We start from the raw sequence: 14,248 nt of genomic DNA, 5'->3' as shown, positions 1-14,248 counted from the left end.
TGGGTTACTGTGACGAAAACCGACACTGTAACCATATAGGGACGTTACGTCACTGTGACGATTAATTGGACGTTAAGCAAATTGCGGGGTTCGTCCACCCCGCCACTTTTATAGAGAGGGGACCACATTATGGATTGGGACGCCTGGTCAAAACATGTCGATTACGTCGTGGCACAGCGCGGACAATGGTGGGGATTGGGTGATGCCGACGGCAACCCGCTTATGACCCTGCCGGACGCCACCACGGACGGTGTAACCGCGCCGGAGCAGTGGATGGACTCACCCGACGTGAGCTTCACGATGCCCGTCATGACCCCGGCGGGGGAGCAGCAGCGCGCCTACCAATTGCTCATCGCCAACGAGCTCGACCACATTGACGCGTCGGGGCGTCTCGAGGTCAACCCGACCTTGTACACGCTGCTGGCGGCGTGGCGAGGTAAGGACGGCGGCATCGTCAGGCGTGGCGGCGTCATCATCACCGCGTCCGCGGAGGACCCGGACAACGATGGTCTGCCGCAGACCATGACCATTTCGGCGCTCAACGCAGCCGACGTATGGAACACCATTTTTGCGGTGTCGTGGCCCGCCGCTTGGTGGGCGGCAAAGCCGTACGAGAAGACCACGGACGAGTCGCAGCTCAAGTATTCCCGCGCATGGTCGATGGCGCGCGTCGAGCTCGCAGGGCAAGCCATGTTCCGGTGGAAAGAAGGCAAGGCGGGCTTCGTGATTCGCCGTCTGGCGCAGGAGTCGTTGGACGCGATGATGATGACGCAGGCGGATCCGGATGGCACCCGCTGGGTGGATGATCCTTTCCATGTGGTTGAGGTGCCGGAGGTCGACAACACTCCGGTCATTTCCTTGGACGCGGCGGACGGTTCGCTGTGGGACACGGTCGCAGCACAAGCCAGGAATGCTGGCGTGATTCTGGGCGCGCGTGTGTGGTGGCCGGGGGATAAGCCGGTGCGTTGTTGGAATCAAGCCACCTCGTCCATGACCCCGCAGCAGGTGGACATCAGCCCCTCGCAGGGGGCGTCGCAGCGCACTCTGGCGTACCGCGCATTCCCGCACGCGATGATTGTTTTGACTGTCAAGGAGGTTGCTCATGTCTAGGCCGTATTTCGTCGCAGACCAGGCGACAGTGACGGTGCTTAAGCCGGTCGCGTCGTCGGCTTTCGGCAGCTACAAGCTGTCTGTGCCGGAGGACGTTGACATCAACGACATCTACAAGTTCGCAGCACCAGGTAATGAGCTGGGCTACGTCGCGTCACTCGCACCCGCGGGGCATCGTGTGGGTGGGTTTGCCCGCCGGTTCGTGCGCGCCGATGTGAACGTCACCGCGGCGGATACGACGGACCCGGATTGGGTGCCTGCATCGGACGTGGACAAGGTGCTCACTGACGCTGCGGCTCGTGTGGAGGGTGATTTCTTCCTCGAGTCGGACATCACGAAGGCGGGCTTGGGGCCGTGGATACCGTTCACGCACTTCGAGCAGGGTGACCTCGCCACCGTCGAGATTTGGGGGCGTCGCGTGCCTCTGCCGGTGACGCGTATTGAGCCGAAAGTCACCGACCATGACGAGAACGACTGGGCAGTCCACGTGGGCGGCCAAGTCCTCACGAATGATGAAGCCAGGCTCGCGGAGAATGAGACGTTGCGCCAGGCGGCGGTACAGTCGCGGCGTGAGGTCGCAGGCCTGGAGTCACAGACGGCTAAGGCTGTGTCTGCGGCGGAGTCTGCGAAGTCCACGGCTAATGAGGCTCTCTCGGCGGTCAATGATGCCGAGGGGGTGATCCGGAGGGCGCTTGATGGTGCTGCTGCAGCGGAGGAAAAGGGCCGTGGGTACGCGAAAGAGGCTGCTGATGCTTATGAGTTAGCGAAAGGGGCGTACGAGAATGCGCAGTCCGCGTTGGCGGAGATGGAGCGCTTGCTTTCCGAGTCGGACGAGATTCTGGACAAGAACTCCACGCTGCGCGATGAAATAGCGGTGCTGCATTCCCAGGTGTCCGCGCTTGAGGCACAAATCAGTGTTGCGAATGAGCAGATGCGTGGGCTGGCTGATGAGGCGTCGACGAATGCTGAGGCGGCGAAGTCGGCGGCTGCGCAGGCCAGGCAGGCCACGGATGAGGCTGCGGATGTGCGGGAGAAGGTGGCTGCGACGGTGCAGCAGGCGCAGCAGGCGATTGCTGACGGGCGCAAGTACGTGGGTCAGGCGCAGTCGCATGCGCAGAGTGCTGCAGGTGCTGTGGCTGACGCGCAGCGGTATGCGTCGGAGGCGAAAGAGCAGGCTGATGCAGCGCTAGCAACTGTGGAGTCGGTCAGTGATCTGAAGACGCAGGCGCAGTCCGCGTCGACGGAGGCTGGGCGCAAGCTCAAGCAACTGCAGGAGGAGTCAAAGGAGCTGCTTTCCAAGGTTGATGCGGAGCAGAACAAGATCCTCGCGCTGCATCAGGGTGTGCTGGAGATGCACGGTGAGATTGCCGAGGCGCATGGTGAGGCGATTAAGGCCGTGGCGCGTGGTGTGCAGGCTGCAGGCGCTGCAGCCGGGTCTGCGTCGATGGGTGCGATGTATGCGCAGTTGACGGCGGATGATGCGTCGCGTGCAGCGAAATCAGCGCTGGACGCTGCGGAGAAAAACAAAGAGTCCATCGTGATTTTGGAGCAAGCGCAGGCGAAGCTCGAGGCCGCGACACACAAGCTGTCGGAGGCGAACGAGAAGAACTCCGCGGCGATTACCAACCTGAAAGATGCGACGAAGCTGCAGAACAAAATCAACGAGGATTTGCGTGCTGCAGATGAGAAGCTTGCGGATGCGCAGGCGAAGCTCGAGGCGATCACCAGGAATTTGGAGGATGCGCAGCGGGCGACGAATCGGGCGGTGCGTGCGGTTGGTGCTGCTGCTGGGTTTGCTGCGCAGACGGGTATGCACGCGGCGCAGACTGGTGAGCGGGCCGCGAAAGCTGCGGAATCGGCGTTGGAGGCGAACCAGCTAAACGGGGAAGCGATTAAGAAGCTTGACCAGGCGGTGCTGGCAGCGAAGTACTCAATTGAGATGAACCACGCTAGCATGCGCGGTTCGGAGCCACTGCCTTTGCGTATGGAATGCACGGCATCTGGCGGGATGAGGTGGGCCACCAGACATGGCGCAGATTTGGACGAATGCATTGATGTACCTGAACGTGTTAGCTCGAGTTCTGTCTTTGTCAGGATTCCGAGGAAACGTGGTGTAGATATGTTGGGCTACGCGCTTGTAAAAATGTCGGTATTTCCAAGTAAGGGCGATCCCATTGTCACGACGATTACGGAAGATTTTGACAACGCCGGTATGGTGTTTCGATTTTCAGCTGAGCAGCTAGAGATCGTGAGAGGAGGTCTCTTCGGCATTAACATTCGGGGGGTCGTACTGCCTATGGGGATAACCCCTGCGACAGAAAGGTTGTGGGGAGAAATACGGGCGAAGTACCGCAAGCTTGGGCTTGATATTTAACCCTACAGGGCACTACCTGGTGCCCTTTTATCAATTTAAGGAGGAGAAATGACAGAATCACTTGATTTTGCGATGCCAGTGTCATTCACACTGGTGAGACAAGCTGGGAATGACCAGCTGATGCGGGTCGATGGTGGCGACCACTACCGCCTGGAGGGTCCGAGCTTGGTATCTGCGTCCTGGTCGGGGCCGCAAAAGGCTGAGATTTGGCATCATCACAATACTGGCGCGGGCTTTCATTGGCGAAAACTCGCCGAATTTAACGGGGGGGGGAGGGAGCGACTGTCAGAGTCGGGGCAAAACCCGGGGAGAAAGTCGTGGTGTACATCCGGCCTGCAGCTACTGCGTCGGATGTGGCCGAGGATCACAGAGGGACGCTCACGATTTATCCGGTCTAGCAGCTGGGGTGGTGGTGTAGGTGACGACACCACTAGAAGCAGATTGGATGCGCTCCCTGGTCATCCAGCCTGTCAGTACGGAGGGCGGTACTCCGGGCCAGATCGTCGCCGGTCGTGGGCCGAAAGACACGGCCACCGATTTTTGGCTACCTGCCGGTGTGCATCAAATCATGCTGGATTTCGACGAGGAGCGGTGGATGTCGCTCTACGCCGGGTCGCGAGTCTTATTCGGGATGAATGGGCCGCACAAGGGCCGAATCGTCCGAGTCATCATGGACACGGCGGGAACCGTGCGCCCGTTCGTTTCAACGGAGGACCCGTCGAAGCCAACGCTGCTGGGCGTGACGATTTTCCAGATTCCTGCGTCCTAGTTCCCGCTGTAGCCCAGGGGGTGGCGGCATGAACAGCCCAGACCTTGGCGGCTTGATGCCGTACTCCGTAGTCATGGCCGGAAAACCGAACAGCAACCCGATTATTGTCGCTGGCAAGAAGTACCAGAGCAGCTCAATCGCCCGCATCAGCATTCCAAAAGGGGTGTCACATGTGCAGCTGACCAGCACCTACGAGGGGACGACGACACTCGTCCTCGTAGATGGAGAGAGGCAGCGTGATGTGCAATGGTGGCGTGAAAATCCCGGCGGCATCAACGTTGTCGAAGCAGCAACGGATAGCGCCTATATCTACTTGCGGGCAGCTCAGGCAACAGAGTCGGATACGTTCTCGTTCGTGATTATGCCCATCCCTGCAGAAGACTAAGCCCTACGCAGGTACTGCGCAGGGCACCTACTAATGAAAGGAACATTTTGGCAACGCTAGAAGAAGCCCAAGCAGTAGTGCAGACAATCCCATTCGAGGACCTAGCCACCCTGCGCACGTGGATCACCTTGACAGAGGAGCCGCGTAGAAAGATGCAGGCGAAAATCGAACAGGCACAAGCTGAGCTGATTTCGGAGCTGCAGGACGCGGGGCTGATCGAAAGACCCGCTGCGGTAACAGTAGAGGACGCCGTAGCGCACCCTGACAAGGTGCCAGCCTGGGAGAATCCGCTAAACGACCGTGCAAAGGCGTACCTGCACGGGAACGTCATCACGCACAACAACCACTTCTGGGAGTCGCGGGCCCTCGGGCTCAACAGCCTCGAGCCAGGAGCACACGGCGTGGACGAGGAAATCTGGCGCGACATCACTGACATGGTGACCCCGAAGACCGCGCCAGACGAGAACACGGCGTCCGCTGTCATCCAATTCGCGCCTGGCCTGCCCGTGCAGGAGGGCGACGTGGTCGAATACCAGGGTCAGCAGTACCGCGTCCTCAGCCCCCACACCACATCGGCAGACTGGCCGCCAAACGAATCGGAAGCCCTATTTCAGCCCCTACCGTAGGGGCATTTTTTATACCCAAAGGAGGACACGATGAAAGATTGGTTCACACTCGAGCCAGACCTTGTGCATCTGACAGGAAAACACTTCACCCCAGGGCGTGGCGGGCAAAACATCCGCCACGTCACCTTGCATCACATGGCAATGGTCGGTGGGGTCAAGGAGTGTGTGCGGGTGTGGCAGGACCGGCCAGCGTCCGCGCACTATTGCATTGACCGTGACGGGGTGATCGGCCAAGCCGTATGGGATCGCGATACCGCGTGGGCCAACGCGAATCAGCGTTCCAACCAGGAGACTATCGCTATTGAGCACTCCAATTGTGGTGGTGCGGCGCAGGACTGGCCTATCAGTGAGAAGACCCTTGAGGCTGGTGCGCACCTGGTTGCCGCGATTTGTCGCTACTACAAGCTTGGTCGCCCGGTTAGTGGGAAAAACGTGCGCTTTCACTCCATTGAGTCAGGTGGCATGACGGGCTGCCCGTATCACCTTCGGCCAGGCGGGAAGTACCACGATGCCTACATCGCCCGTGCGCAGTATTGGTACGACGCGATGGGCGAAAAACAGTCACAACCCGAAGAGAAAGGAATCACCATGTTTGGATCTGAACAGGTCGCAGCGCTTGACGAAGCCAAGCGTTACGGCAAGGACGCGAAAGCACAGTTGACTGGCTCAGGCGAGCTAGGGAAGTACCCCGGCTGGCCACAGCTGGGCGGGCGCACTCTCGTTGATGCGGTCGCGGCAATCGGCGCGAAGCTCGGTATCGACGGCTTCAAGGACACCAAGGGGGTGCGGTAGATGGGACAGCATTCTTTGACAGCCCGGGTCGCAGAACAGGTAATTGCTTCCGAGCCGTGGTGGCGTCGATACAAGGGGTCAATCATCATCGTTCTGACAGGTGTCGTCGCAGTCCTTGCACAGCTGGGCGAGTCCACGGATTGGCAGAACACCACGACTGGCACCGTCTTGACGGCACTCGCCACTGCAGTGGGGTTTATCGTGAATCGGTTTACACGTGACGCGATGACCCCGTCAATGGCACCACGACTTGAGCAGGCGGCTACAAGTGGTGGTGGCTATGCCGATTGATAAATTGCCGTTGAGGTGTCGGCCTGCAGCCTACAAGCTGCGGGCTTTTTTGATGACCGATGCCACCGCGCTGCTGATCCTTGGGCTGTGTTTTCTGGCTCGTGGTGCGGGCTGGCTGATTCGGCATGGGCCAGCAGGCCCGCACCCGTTGACGTTGATTGGGCTTCCAGTCGCTGCGTGGATTGCGGTGGCGGTCGTGCTCGGTGTGGCCTGCCTCGTGGTTGCTGTGTGGCATCAGAGCACAGCCGGGGTAATAACGCTGGCACTGTCGGTGGCACTGATCAGCCTGTGGGGCATGGCGTTTCTTCCTGACTCGCTCGCAACGTTTTTAGAGCGCGGCAGTGTGTATTTGGCGCTGGCTGTGATGACGATGTGGGCAGTGTGGCGGGGGAAGCGCGGTGAGATCACGCTTGATATTCGAGCAGACCCGAAGGGGGCGAGAGCATGGAACAGTTCTGGGAGAGCTTAGCCCTTGTCCTTGCGGCAGTAATCCCGGCCTATCTTGGCTTTTTGACGGCACGTGAGAAGCCGAAAGCTGATGTGCGGGGTAAGGACACGGTGGATACTGCGCAGCGGCAGATGCAGGACTTGTTGAAAACGCTGCTTGACCGTGTGGCGAAGCTCGAGGAAGCACAGGAGGCGCTGGAAGTGAAGTACAACTTTTCGCTTGCTGCTCTGCGGCAGGTCCGCCAGCGCTATCCCGCGCTGCGGATCGATGTGCATGAGTCCGTGGAGGCCGACCTGTAGGCAAGAAGCCAATGTGGCGAGAAGTATCAAGACCCCGTCGGGCGCACCAACACTAGGTGTGTCTGGCGGGGTCTTTTTGCTTTAGTCGGTGGAGTGTTTCGAGCTTCCTTTTACGGGGGAGCCTGGGCGTGCTGCGTGCCAGGTTTTTACTTCTTCGGCGTCCCATAGTGGGGCTGATTTGCCCCATGTGGCGACGGGTTCGGGGGTGCGATGGTTCGCGTAGTAGTTGGACCAGGTGCGGGGGGATACGCCGATGTATTCGGCGCATTCTGCGCTGTTGAAGAGGCGTTTGCCAGTGTGTTCGTCGATGATGATGGGGTGCATGGTTATGCCTTCTTTTTGTTTTTGTCGATGCCGTAGCCGACGGCGAGGAAGGCGAGGGCGAAGAGGGGGTTAGCACCTGCGAGTGTGGTGATGATGCCGGTGCCGACTCCGAGGAGTGTGAATGTCATTGTGGGTCCTTTCGTGTGTAGTGTTGAGGGGGTGGGGTTGTCCCCGGCTATTACGGCTAGCCGGGGGCTTCCCTATTTGCGAGTGTCGAGCCAGATAATAATCATCACAATCAGGGTGATTGTTGCGATGATGTCTGTGTACATCTCTGCACCTCCTCTCTATCTAGTTGTTCGTGAGTCTCATTGACTCAATACACATAGTATAACGTAAATATGCGTTATGTGTCAAGTGCTGTAATGGACTTTATGTGATTGCTTCGTATGTTTGGACTGTTATTAAGCGGTGGACAGTTTGGCTCGCCGACACCCTCGAACACTTGGTGACGCCGGACTCGATCGCGCCGCAGTATGCCAAGAGCCCGCAGAAAAACTACCCCTGTAGCCCGACTGGCCCCATTCTGGCTAGATACTCAGGTGGGGGTCTTCTTGTGTTTGGGGCGTCACTGTATGTAGTGGGCGCGTTACTGTATACGGTGATGATCGGGGCGGATTTTGTGACTGCATTTTGACTACAAAAAGCCCCGTAATGTCCCGGAATCGCCCGGAAAACGGCGTAGTGGCAAAACAGTAAAAATGCCCCGCCACCAGCAAAAACGCAGGTAACGAGGCACCTTCAAAAAGTACACATAGCTAGTTCAAGTCTCACCGGGCGCACAAGAGGAAAGAACCTCCGGGACTGCAAATGACGCAGTGTCGGAGGTTCTTTTGTGTGCGCCGCAAAAGCTGAGAGGCGGAAGCCGCAAAACTACGGAGCGTCGATAGGGAACTCGACGGAGCCGTCCGTCGACTGGGTAGGTGTGTCTTCCTGTTCTGGTCCGTAGATGAGCCAGCCGCCGAGGGCCACCAAGGCAGCAATCGCAATCGTTGCGACTATCGCGCGCTGCTTCTTGGGCTCGGCAGGGCGATCAGGGTTGTACTCGTCTTTGAGGTAGGGGTCTTGATTTGGCGTCGTATTCTTATCCACGGCGCCAAAGATAGCATCTTATGCGTCGGTGGCTGCATTCAGGTCCCAGTCGCGCAGGATGCGCTCGACGTGACCGGTTGCGCGAACGTTGTACTGTGCTTGTTCAACCTTGCCGTCGGCGCCCACGAGGACCGTCGAGCGGATAACGCCCTGCACGATGCGGCCGTAATTGTTCTTCTCGCCGAACGCGCCGTAGGCGGTCATGGTTTCCTTGGACGGATCGGAAAGCAGGGTGATCTTCAGGTCGTGGTCTTCGCGGAACTTCGCCAATTTCTCTGGCTTGTCGGGGCTGATGCCGACGACGGCGATGTTAGCGTCGTTAAATACTTCGAGGTGTTCGGTGAAGTCGCAGGCTTCCTTGGTGCAGCCAGGGGTGTTAGCGCGTGGGTAGAAGTAGACAATAACGCGCTTTCCGGCGAAGTCTGCGAGCGATACGGTGTCGCCTTTGTCGCTGGTCAGGGTGAATACGGGGGCGGTGTCGCCTTGTTCGAGTCGAATGTTGTCAGTCATAATTCCCCGTTTTACACTAGATTGGTTGGAAGTTCTGTAAATAGTTAACACATCTAGGAGTATGTAGATCGTGGCACGAGATATTCATGACATTGAGCGCAGCCTTGCAGAGACCCGCTCGAAGCTCGCTAGCACCCTCGATGAGCTCGCGGACCGCGCTCAGCCATCCAACCTTGCAGACAGCGCGAAGAGCGAAGCTGCCAACTGGCTGCAGGACGAGACCGTCCAGAAGGTCCTGATCGGCATTGGCGTTGGCGTCGCGGCACTTGTGGGCATCAAGGTGTTTAACAGCCGCAAGCGCAAGAGCGAGCTGAAGAAGCTGCAGGAGCTCCTGTCTCAGCGCTAAAACGCGCAGAAGAAAGCCCCGCCCTCCACGTTGAGGAGCGGGGTTTTCTGCTACTTCGCGACGATCGTCGCCCCTGCTTCTTCCATCTCACGCAGCGCCGCCTGGCCACGCTCCTCGTCGACGGGGGAGCACAGGTCGGCGAGGACGCGGACGTCGAAACCCTCCTTGCGGGCGTCGAGCACCGTGGCGCGTACGCAGTGGTCGGTCGCGATGCCGCACACATCGACGGTGGTGACGCCGTGCTCACGCAGCCAATCGCCGAGCAGCACATCGCCGTCAGTTATGCCCTCAAAACCGGAGTACGCGGCAGTGTAGTGGCCCTTCCGGAAGTACTTGTCAATGCTTATCGACGCCAGCGGCGCGCGCAGCTGTGCGCCATCGGTGTCAGCGACGCAGTGGACTGGCCACGTATCCACAAAGTCAGGGTTTTCGGAGAAGTGTGTGCCCGGATCAATGTGCCAATCCTGCGTGGCGAGTACGAAGTCGTAGTCGTCTCCGTGTTCCTCGAGCAGTTTGCGCACTCCCTCAGCGACGGTATCGCCTTTCGCGGTGCCGAGGGAGCCACCGGGGCAGAAGTCATTTTGGATATCAACAAGGATGCAAGCGATAGTCATGCCGATAGCCTAGTCGTTGTTGTGTGCGCGTAGGCCGGATTGCCGTTAAGATACGAAAAAGCCCCTGGCCTGCGGTACTGATCCCGCTGGCCAGAGGGCTAAGGTGGTGCGCCATCAGGGAATCGAACCCCGAACCCACTGATTAAGAGTCAGTTGCTCTGCCAATTGAGCTAATGGCGCTTGTTGTCTCGGAGGCTGTCCTCGTTGGCAACGTTGAATACAGTAACACTAAGGTTTGCAAGGTGTAAAATCGCCAGGTCAGCGTGGTTATTTTCGATCGTTATGGAACGGTTATCGTTTCGGGTCGATGCAGAGTAGCGTTTCGTTGCGCTGGGGCGATAGTGTTGTTGGTTGCTAAAACTTCGGGTGTTGTGAGGAAGCGAGAAACGTGACAAACATGCGGCGGTCTCTCATCGGTGTTGGTCTCGTCGCCGTGTTGGCGGTGGGTGTAGTTGGCTGCTCGTCCGGGGCGGGTCAGGGTATCAATCAGGTGGCGGAAACCACTGGTCAGACGACCGTGAAGCCAGAGCCTCCAGCGTTTTCCGTGAAGGACGAGGAGACGGATGTCGAGCCTCTCGACCCGATCACGGTGAAGTCTGAAGCCGGGCTCGAAGAAGTCGAGATGACCAACGAGGCCGGCAAGGTTATCGAATCGTCTTTCAACGACGACCGCACCGAGTGGGAAGTCACCGAACCGCTTGGGTACGGCCGCTACTACACCATCGTGGCGAAGGATAGGGCGGGTCAGAAGAAGACCGTGAGCTTTTCCACGGTGGTGCCGACCGCAACCACGAACGTGTACATGGGCCCGCTCGAAGGCTCGACGGTCGGCGTTGCGCAGGCAATCACGTTCCGTTTCGACGTCCCCATCCAGGACACGAAGGCGCTCGAGGAGCTCATCGACGTCGAGACCTCGAACGACACCGAGGGTGGCTTCTTCTGGCTGGACCCGTACGAGCTGCGCTGGCGCCCGAAGGACTTCTGGGAGCCGGGCACCACGGTGAAGGTCACTGCGGACCTCTACGGTAAGGACCTCGGCGGCGGCGTCTACGGTGCGCAGGACAACGAGACCAGCTTCGAGATCGGCGATGAGGTGAAAACCGTCATCGACAACAACGAGAAAGTGCTGCGCGTGTACAAAAACGGCGAGCAGATCCGTTCGTTCCCGGTCTCGCTGGGTGCCGACTTCAAATACGACACTCCAAACGGCACCTACGTTGTTGGCGACGAACACACCTCGCTGGTGATGGACTCCCGCACCTTCGGCCTCGGGCTGGGGCAGGGCGGCTACGTCACCTCGGTCGACTACGCCACCCAGCTGTCCTATTCGGGCATCTACGTGCACTCGGCACCGTGGGCGGTGTGGGCGATGGGCTCGACGAACCAGTCGCACGGCTGTGTCAACGCGACGTACGCGGATGCACAGTGGTTCCAGGAGACCGTGAAGCGGGGTGACCCGGTCGTTGTGAAGAATACGAACGGTGGCACACTCAACGGCTATGACGGGCTGGGCTACTGGAACCTGGACTGGGAGCAGCGCTCTGGTGGGTCGAAGGACCCGAACGCTTAAGCCGGTCTGTTAGAAAAAGTTCCCGAGCCCGGGAGCTTTTTGGGTTTCAGGCCCATTCCGGGCGACCGCCATTCGCGTTTCCCGAGTTCGCGACGCCTGTCCACGAAGAATGTTCCCCGCTCATCGAAAGCCCCGGGAACAATTCTTGGCTTAACGTACCTGCCGTTGAAAGCAATGTCCCCCGCAACCTGTTTGTGCAGGTCACGGGGTACTCTCGGGGTGGCTGACGGGGCTCGAACCCGCGACACCCAGGATCACAACCTGGTGCTCTACCAGCTGAACTACAGCCACCATCGCTGTTTTTCAACAGCGGGAACTACTTTACAACGAAAGCCTAAGATTGCAAAAACCGCTGGTAGTGGGCGTGTGCGGCGGCTGCGGCGTCGGCAGCTTGCTCGGAATCCGGGCCTGGGTCCGGCGTGAACACGGAACGGCGGTAGTAGTCGAGCTCCTGGATGGATTCCACGATGTCGGCGAGCGCGCGGTGCGCCAGACCTTTCTCGGGCTGGTTGTAGTAGGCGCGCGGGAACCAGCGGCGTGACAGCTCCTTGATGGTGGAGACGTCGATCATGCGGTAGTGCAGGGCGGCGTCGAGACGCGGCATCTGCTCCCGGATGAATGACCGGTCGGTGGCGATGGAATTGCCAGCAAGCGGCGCTGGGTGGTCTGGGTCGCAGTGCTTTGCAATCAGCGCGAGGACCGCGTCCTCAGCCTCCTTGATGGACACGGAGGAGGAGCGGATCTCGTCGAGGAGCCCGTTCTCGGTGTGCATGTTCAGCACGAAGTCGTCCATTTCGGCGAGCTCATCTTCGGTGGCGTGGACCACTAGGTCCAGGCCCTCGTCGAGAATCTCAAGTTGCGCATCGGTGACGAGCGCTGCGACCTCCACAATGACGTGGCGGGACGTGTCCAGACCCGTCATCTCCAGGTCGACCCATACGATGCGGTCGTTTTTTGCAGGGACATCCATTTACTCTTCTCCCATCTGTGCATAGAACCGCCCCATGATTGGGGCGAGGGCGCCGCGCGGAGCGTACGTCGATACGAAATCCATCACCTTGGAAAGCGGGCCCGGCACCACGCGGCGCTTGTTGCTACGCATCGCGCTGATGGTGTCTTTCGCGCAGGACTCGTACGTGGTCCAGAGGAAGTCCGGCACGACCTTGTCCACGATCGACTGCTCCTCCTCAGGAACTTCTGCCTCTCGCACCGGCCCCGGCGCGAGCAGCGTGCAGTGTACGCCGCTGTCCTTGAGCTCGTAGTGCAGCGCCTCCGTAAACGTATTGACGCCCGCCTTCGTAAACACGTACGTGGCATTGTTCGGGATCGGCATGTTACCTGCTGCCGAGCCCACGTTGCACAGCGAACCCTCGCCACGCGGCACCATTTGGTCCAGTACCGCCTTCGTGATGCGGAACACCGCCGTGGCGTTGAGGTTGAACTGGTCCGTCTCGTAGTTCCAGTCCTGCTTCATAAACGGGCCAAACGACGCAATACCGGCGGAGTTCACGCAGATGGTGATCTTCTTCTGCCCGATGTAGTCCAGCAGCGCGGTCACGTCGCGCTCCTTGGACAGGTCTGCTGCGAAGACCTCGGCGTTGATACCGTGCGCATGCGCCAGCTCTTCGGCAAGCTGCATCAGCACCGCTTCTCGACGCGCCACCAGCAGCACGTTATAGCCAGCAGCAGCAAGTTGGCGCGCAACTGCCTCACCGATGCCCTGCGAAGCGCCGGTAATCAGCGCGAACGAATCAGTAGTTGGGGAGGGAAATGTCATGCACCTCAGGGTACCCGACTGCCCGACTCCGCAATCGAGCGCAACTCCTCGATACAGTCCTGGTATGCGCGGGCACCGGTAGCGGTCAGAGAGACCCAGTCCACGTTCTTGTCCGGGTTCGCCTTGCGGTCCGTAAAGAGGGACACGTAGCCGGCTTCTTTGAGTGCGTTGATGGCCGTGAGGTAGGCGTCGCTATCTAGCTGAGTGAGAGTACGCAGCCGCTTGGGGTGCATCTCCTTGTTCTCCGCGGCGCCGACGTCGCTGGTGGTGGCCTCGGCGGCAAAGAGTGCGGCGCAGATGCTCAAGCACGAGGGTTGCAACAAAATATCAGGCATTGCTCCTCCAGCTCCTCACGTACGTAACGACGAAAACGACGGTCGCGAACGCACCGAGTAGGCTCGAGAACACCTTGTTCTGGAGCGGGGCGACCTGCAAGAGCGATATGCAGAGGAAGTACACACCGAAGGGGAGCAACGACATTTTGGGGTCCTCTTTGATCGGCTGTCGGATGCTTGAGCGCACGCCGTTTGACCTCCGGCGCTCGATAACAATGATGCACCCGACACACGGTACAAACAGGAGGAACGGCCAAAACTGGTCGAGAACGAAGATCAGCGGCAGGCTCACCCCGAAGCAGACCGCTGCGCACAAGATCCACCCCCAAGGAACGGCCGGTTTCTCCCGGGTGCGCTCCTCGGTTTCATGCGCTGTGGCCAGCAACTCGCGGGCGTGAGCGGAAGAGATAGAGACGGACATGGCGCCATGGTACATCGGGTAATAAAAAGCGCCCCCAGCAGTGTCCGAAGTCACGACATAGTTGACACGGCGTGCCTGCGAGAACCTTCCTGATGGTTGACACCTCAGCCGCGACATAGTTGACACTTAGCCCGAGGAAACAACCTGGGGTGGTGGTTGACACCT

The 14,248-nt window shown here is 59.4% G+C and carries 20 protein-coding genes and 2 tRNA genes; 11 read left to right on the top strand and 11 right to left on the bottom strand.

Going from position 1 to position 14,248, the window contains the following annotated elements:
- The first annotated feature begins 129 nt into the window (after nt 1-129).
- The 9 genes from BJP08_RS08130 (at nt 130) to BJP08_RS08090 (ending at nt 7,094) form a co-directional block, all read left to right on the top strand.
- On the top strand, nt 130-1,110 hold the full coding sequence (locus BJP08_RS08130) for a hypothetical protein (protein ID WP_143110068.1): 981 nt from the start codon (nt 130-132) through the stop codon (nt 1,108-1,110).
- Entirely contained in the window at nt 1,103-3,484 is a 2,382-nt protein-coding gene (locus BJP08_RS08125) for a hypothetical protein (RefSeq protein ID WP_071569127.1), read from the top strand. The genes BJP08_RS08130 and BJP08_RS08125 overlap by 8 nt, the downstream gene beginning before the upstream one ends.
- A gap of 418 nt (nt 3,485-3,902) precedes the next feature.
- Entirely contained in the window at nt 3,903-4,253 is a 351-nt protein-coding gene (locus tag BJP08_RS08120; RefSeq protein ID WP_143110067.1) for a hypothetical protein, read from the top strand.
- A 28-nt stretch (nt 4,254-4,281) separates the two neighbouring features.
- Nucleotides 4,282-4,638 carry a hypothetical protein gene (locus BJP08_RS08115; RefSeq protein WP_071569125.1) on the top strand — a complete coding sequence of 119 codons (357 nt, stop codon included), beginning with the start codon at nt 4,282-4,284 and terminating at the stop codon, nt 4,636-4,638.
- A gap of 47 nt (nt 4,639-4,685) precedes the next feature.
- On the top strand, nt 4,686-5,264 hold the full coding sequence (locus BJP08_RS08110; protein WP_071569124.1) for a carbohydrate-binding protein: 579 nt from the start codon (nt 4,686-4,688) through the stop codon (nt 5,262-5,264).
- Between the two features lie 30 nt (nt 5,265-5,294).
- On the top strand, nt 5,295-6,056 hold the full coding sequence (locus tag BJP08_RS08105) for a peptidoglycan recognition family protein (RefSeq protein ID WP_071569123.1): 762 nt from the start codon (nt 5,295-5,297) through the stop codon (nt 6,054-6,056).
- On the top strand, nt 6,057-6,347 hold the full coding sequence (locus BJP08_RS08100; RefSeq protein WP_071569122.1) for a hypothetical protein: 291 nt from the start codon (nt 6,057-6,059) through the stop codon (nt 6,345-6,347).
- Between the two features lie 52 nt (nt 6,348-6,399).
- A complete protein-coding gene (locus BJP08_RS08095; RefSeq protein WP_143110066.1) occupies nt 6,400-6,816 on the top strand; it encodes a hypothetical protein in 417 nt (138 codons plus the stop codon).
- Nucleotides 6,792-7,094, top strand: a complete 303-nt coding sequence (locus tag BJP08_RS08090) for a hypothetical protein (protein WP_071569120.1) — start codon at nt 6,792-6,794, stop codon at nt 7,092-7,094. The genes BJP08_RS08095 and BJP08_RS08090 overlap by 25 nt, the downstream gene beginning before the upstream one ends.
- 81 nt (nt 7,095-7,175) lie before the next feature.
- Here BJP08_RS08090 and BJP08_RS08085 read toward each other — a convergent pair whose 3' ends face one another.
- The 4 genes from BJP08_RS08085 to bcp all read right to left on the bottom strand — a co-directional run bounded on the left by BJP08_RS08085 (nt 7,176) and on the right by bcp (nt 9,020).
- Complete coding sequence (locus tag BJP08_RS08085; RefSeq protein ID WP_071569119.1) at nt 7,176-7,418, bottom strand: AlpA family transcriptional regulator; 243 nt, start codon at nt 7,416-7,418, stop codon at nt 7,176-7,178.
- Nucleotides 7,419-7,420: 2 nt separating this feature from the next.
- Nucleotides 7,421-7,546 (bottom strand): hypothetical protein, encoded by a 126-nt coding sequence (locus tag BJP08_RS11890; protein WP_255364804.1) that lies wholly within the window; start codon nt 7,544-7,546, stop codon nt 7,421-7,423.
- A gap of 745 nt (nt 7,547-8,291) precedes the next feature.
- Entirely contained in the window at nt 8,292-8,510 is a 219-nt protein-coding gene (locus BJP08_RS08075) for a hypothetical protein (RefSeq protein WP_071569117.1), read from the bottom strand.
- Nucleotides 8,511-8,528: 18 nt separating this feature from the next.
- Nucleotides 8,529-9,020, bottom strand: coding sequence for a thioredoxin-dependent thiol peroxidase (gene bcp / locus BJP08_RS08070; protein WP_071569116.1), 492 nt, complete (start codon nt 9,018-9,020; stop codon nt 8,529-8,531).
- 70 nt (nt 9,021-9,090) lie between these two features.
- Between bcp and BJP08_RS08065 the strand changes: the two genes are divergently transcribed.
- The gene (locus tag BJP08_RS08065; protein WP_070361996.1) at nt 9,091-9,366 is read left to right on the top strand and encodes a DUF3618 domain-containing protein; all 276 of its coding nucleotides are present in this window, start codon (nt 9,091-9,093) and stop codon (nt 9,364-9,366) included.
- A gap of 50 nt (nt 9,367-9,416) precedes the next feature.
- Here the strand turns inward: BJP08_RS08065 and BJP08_RS08060 are convergent, their stop codons facing one another.
- Together BJP08_RS08060 and BJP08_RS08055 are read right to left on the bottom strand one after the other, a co-directional pair.
- The gene (locus BJP08_RS08060; RefSeq protein WP_071569115.1) at nt 9,417-9,980 is read right to left on the bottom strand and encodes a nicotinamidase; all 564 of its coding nucleotides are present in this window, start codon (nt 9,978-9,980) and stop codon (nt 9,417-9,419) included.
- A 104-nt stretch (nt 9,981-10,084) separates the two neighbouring features.
- Nucleotides 10,085-10,160 (bottom strand) — tRNA-Lys (locus BJP08_RS08055).
- A 217-nt stretch (nt 10,161-10,377) separates the two neighbouring features.
- On the opposite strand from BJP08_RS08055, the gene BJP08_RS08050 reads away from it, so the two are divergent.
- Nucleotides 10,378-11,550, top strand: coding sequence for an Ig-like domain-containing protein (locus tag BJP08_RS08050; protein WP_071569181.1), 1,173 nt, complete (start codon nt 10,378-10,380; stop codon nt 11,548-11,550).
- A gap of 218 nt (nt 11,551-11,768) precedes the next feature.
- Here the strand turns inward: BJP08_RS08050 and BJP08_RS08045 are convergent.
- From BJP08_RS08045 to BJP08_RS08025, 5 genes are all read right to left on the bottom strand, one after another.
- Nucleotides 11,769-11,841: transfer RNA gene (locus BJP08_RS08045), tRNA-His, on the bottom strand.
- Between the two features lie 43 nt (nt 11,842-11,884).
- Nucleotides 11,885-12,520 (bottom strand): oligoribonuclease, encoded by a 636-nt coding sequence (gene orn / locus BJP08_RS08040; protein WP_071569114.1) that lies wholly within the window; start codon nt 12,518-12,520, stop codon nt 11,885-11,887.
- A complete protein-coding gene (cmrA, locus tag BJP08_RS08035) occupies nt 12,521-13,327 on the bottom strand; it encodes a mycolate reductase (protein ID WP_071569113.1) in 807 nt (268 codons plus the stop codon).
- Between the two features lie 5 nt (nt 13,328-13,332).
- Nucleotides 13,333-13,662, bottom strand: coding sequence for a hypothetical protein (locus BJP08_RS08030; RefSeq protein WP_071569112.1), 330 nt, complete (start codon nt 13,660-13,662; stop codon nt 13,333-13,335).
- Nucleotides 13,655-14,083, bottom strand: a complete 429-nt coding sequence (locus BJP08_RS08025) for a hypothetical protein (RefSeq protein WP_143110065.1) — start codon at nt 14,081-14,083, stop codon at nt 13,655-13,657. Before BJP08_RS08025 ends, BJP08_RS08030 begins: the two co-directional genes overlap by 8 nt.
- Nucleotides 14,084-14,248: the final 165 nt, after the last annotated feature.

This window comes from Corynebacterium sp. NML140438 (assembly GCF_001875725.1).
Taxonomy (GTDB): domain Bacteria; phylum Actinomycetota; class Actinomycetes; order Mycobacteriales; family Mycobacteriaceae; genus Corynebacterium.
This window is presented reverse-complemented; position numbering and strand designations above follow the sequence as displayed.

Bases quoted from the DNA above. Each gene is read 5' to 3' on its own strand.
- BJP08_RS08130 (WP_143110068.1), top strand. From the start codon at position 130: ATGGATTGGGACGCCTGGTCAAAACATGTCGATTACGTCGTGGCACAG.
- BJP08_RS08125 (WP_071569127.1), top strand. From the start codon at position 1,103: ATGTCTAGGCCGTATTTCGTCGCAGACCAGGCGACAGTGACGGTGCTT.
- BJP08_RS08115 (WP_071569125.1), top strand. From the start codon at position 4,282: ATGAACAGCCCAGACCTTGGCGGCTTGATGCCGTACTCCGTAGTCATG.
- BJP08_RS08105 (WP_071569123.1), top strand. From the start codon at position 5,295: ATGAAAGATTGGTTCACACTCGAGCCAGACCTTGTGCATCTGACAGGA.
- BJP08_RS08100 (WP_071569122.1), top strand. From the start codon at position 6,057: ATGGGACAGCATTCTTTGACAGCCCGGGTCGCAGAACAGGTAATTGCT.
- BJP08_RS08095 (WP_143110066.1), top strand. From the start codon at position 6,400: ATGACCGATGCCACCGCGCTGCTGATCCTTGGGCTGTGTTTTCTGGCT.
- BJP08_RS08090 (WP_071569120.1), top strand. From the start codon at position 6,792: ATGGAACAGTTCTGGGAGAGCTTAGCCCTTGTCCTTGCGGCAGTAATC.
- BJP08_RS08085 (WP_071569119.1), bottom strand. From the start codon at position 7,418: ATGCACCCCATCATCATCGACGAACACACTGGCAAACGCCTCTTCAAC.
- BJP08_RS11890 (WP_255364804.1), bottom strand. From the start codon at position 7,546: ATGACATTCACACTCCTCGGAGTCGGCACCGGCATCATCACCACACTC.
- bcp (WP_071569116.1), bottom strand. From the start codon at position 9,020: ATGACTGACAACATTCGACTCGAACAAGGCGACACCGCCCCCGTATTC.
- BJP08_RS08060 (WP_071569115.1), bottom strand. From the start codon at position 9,980: ATGACTATCGCTTGCATCCTTGTTGATATCCAAAATGACTTCTGCCCC.
- BJP08_RS08050 (WP_071569181.1), top strand. From the start codon at position 10,378: ATGCGGCGGTCTCTCATCGGTGTTGGTCTCGTCGCCGTGTTGGCGGTG.
- orn (WP_071569114.1), bottom strand. From the start codon at position 12,520: ATGGATGTCCCTGCAAAAAACGACCGCATCGTATGGGTCGACCTGGAG.
- cmrA (WP_071569113.1), bottom strand. From the start codon at position 13,327: ATGACATTTCCCTCCCCAACTACTGATTCGTTCGCGCTGATTACCGGC.
- BJP08_RS08030 (WP_071569112.1), bottom strand. From the start codon at position 13,662: ATGCCTGATATTTTGTTGCAACCCTCGTGCTTGAGCATCTGCGCCGCA.
- BJP08_RS08025 (WP_143110065.1), bottom strand. From the start codon at position 14,083: ATGTCCGTCTCTATCTCTTCCGCTCACGCCCGCGAGTTGCTGGCCACA.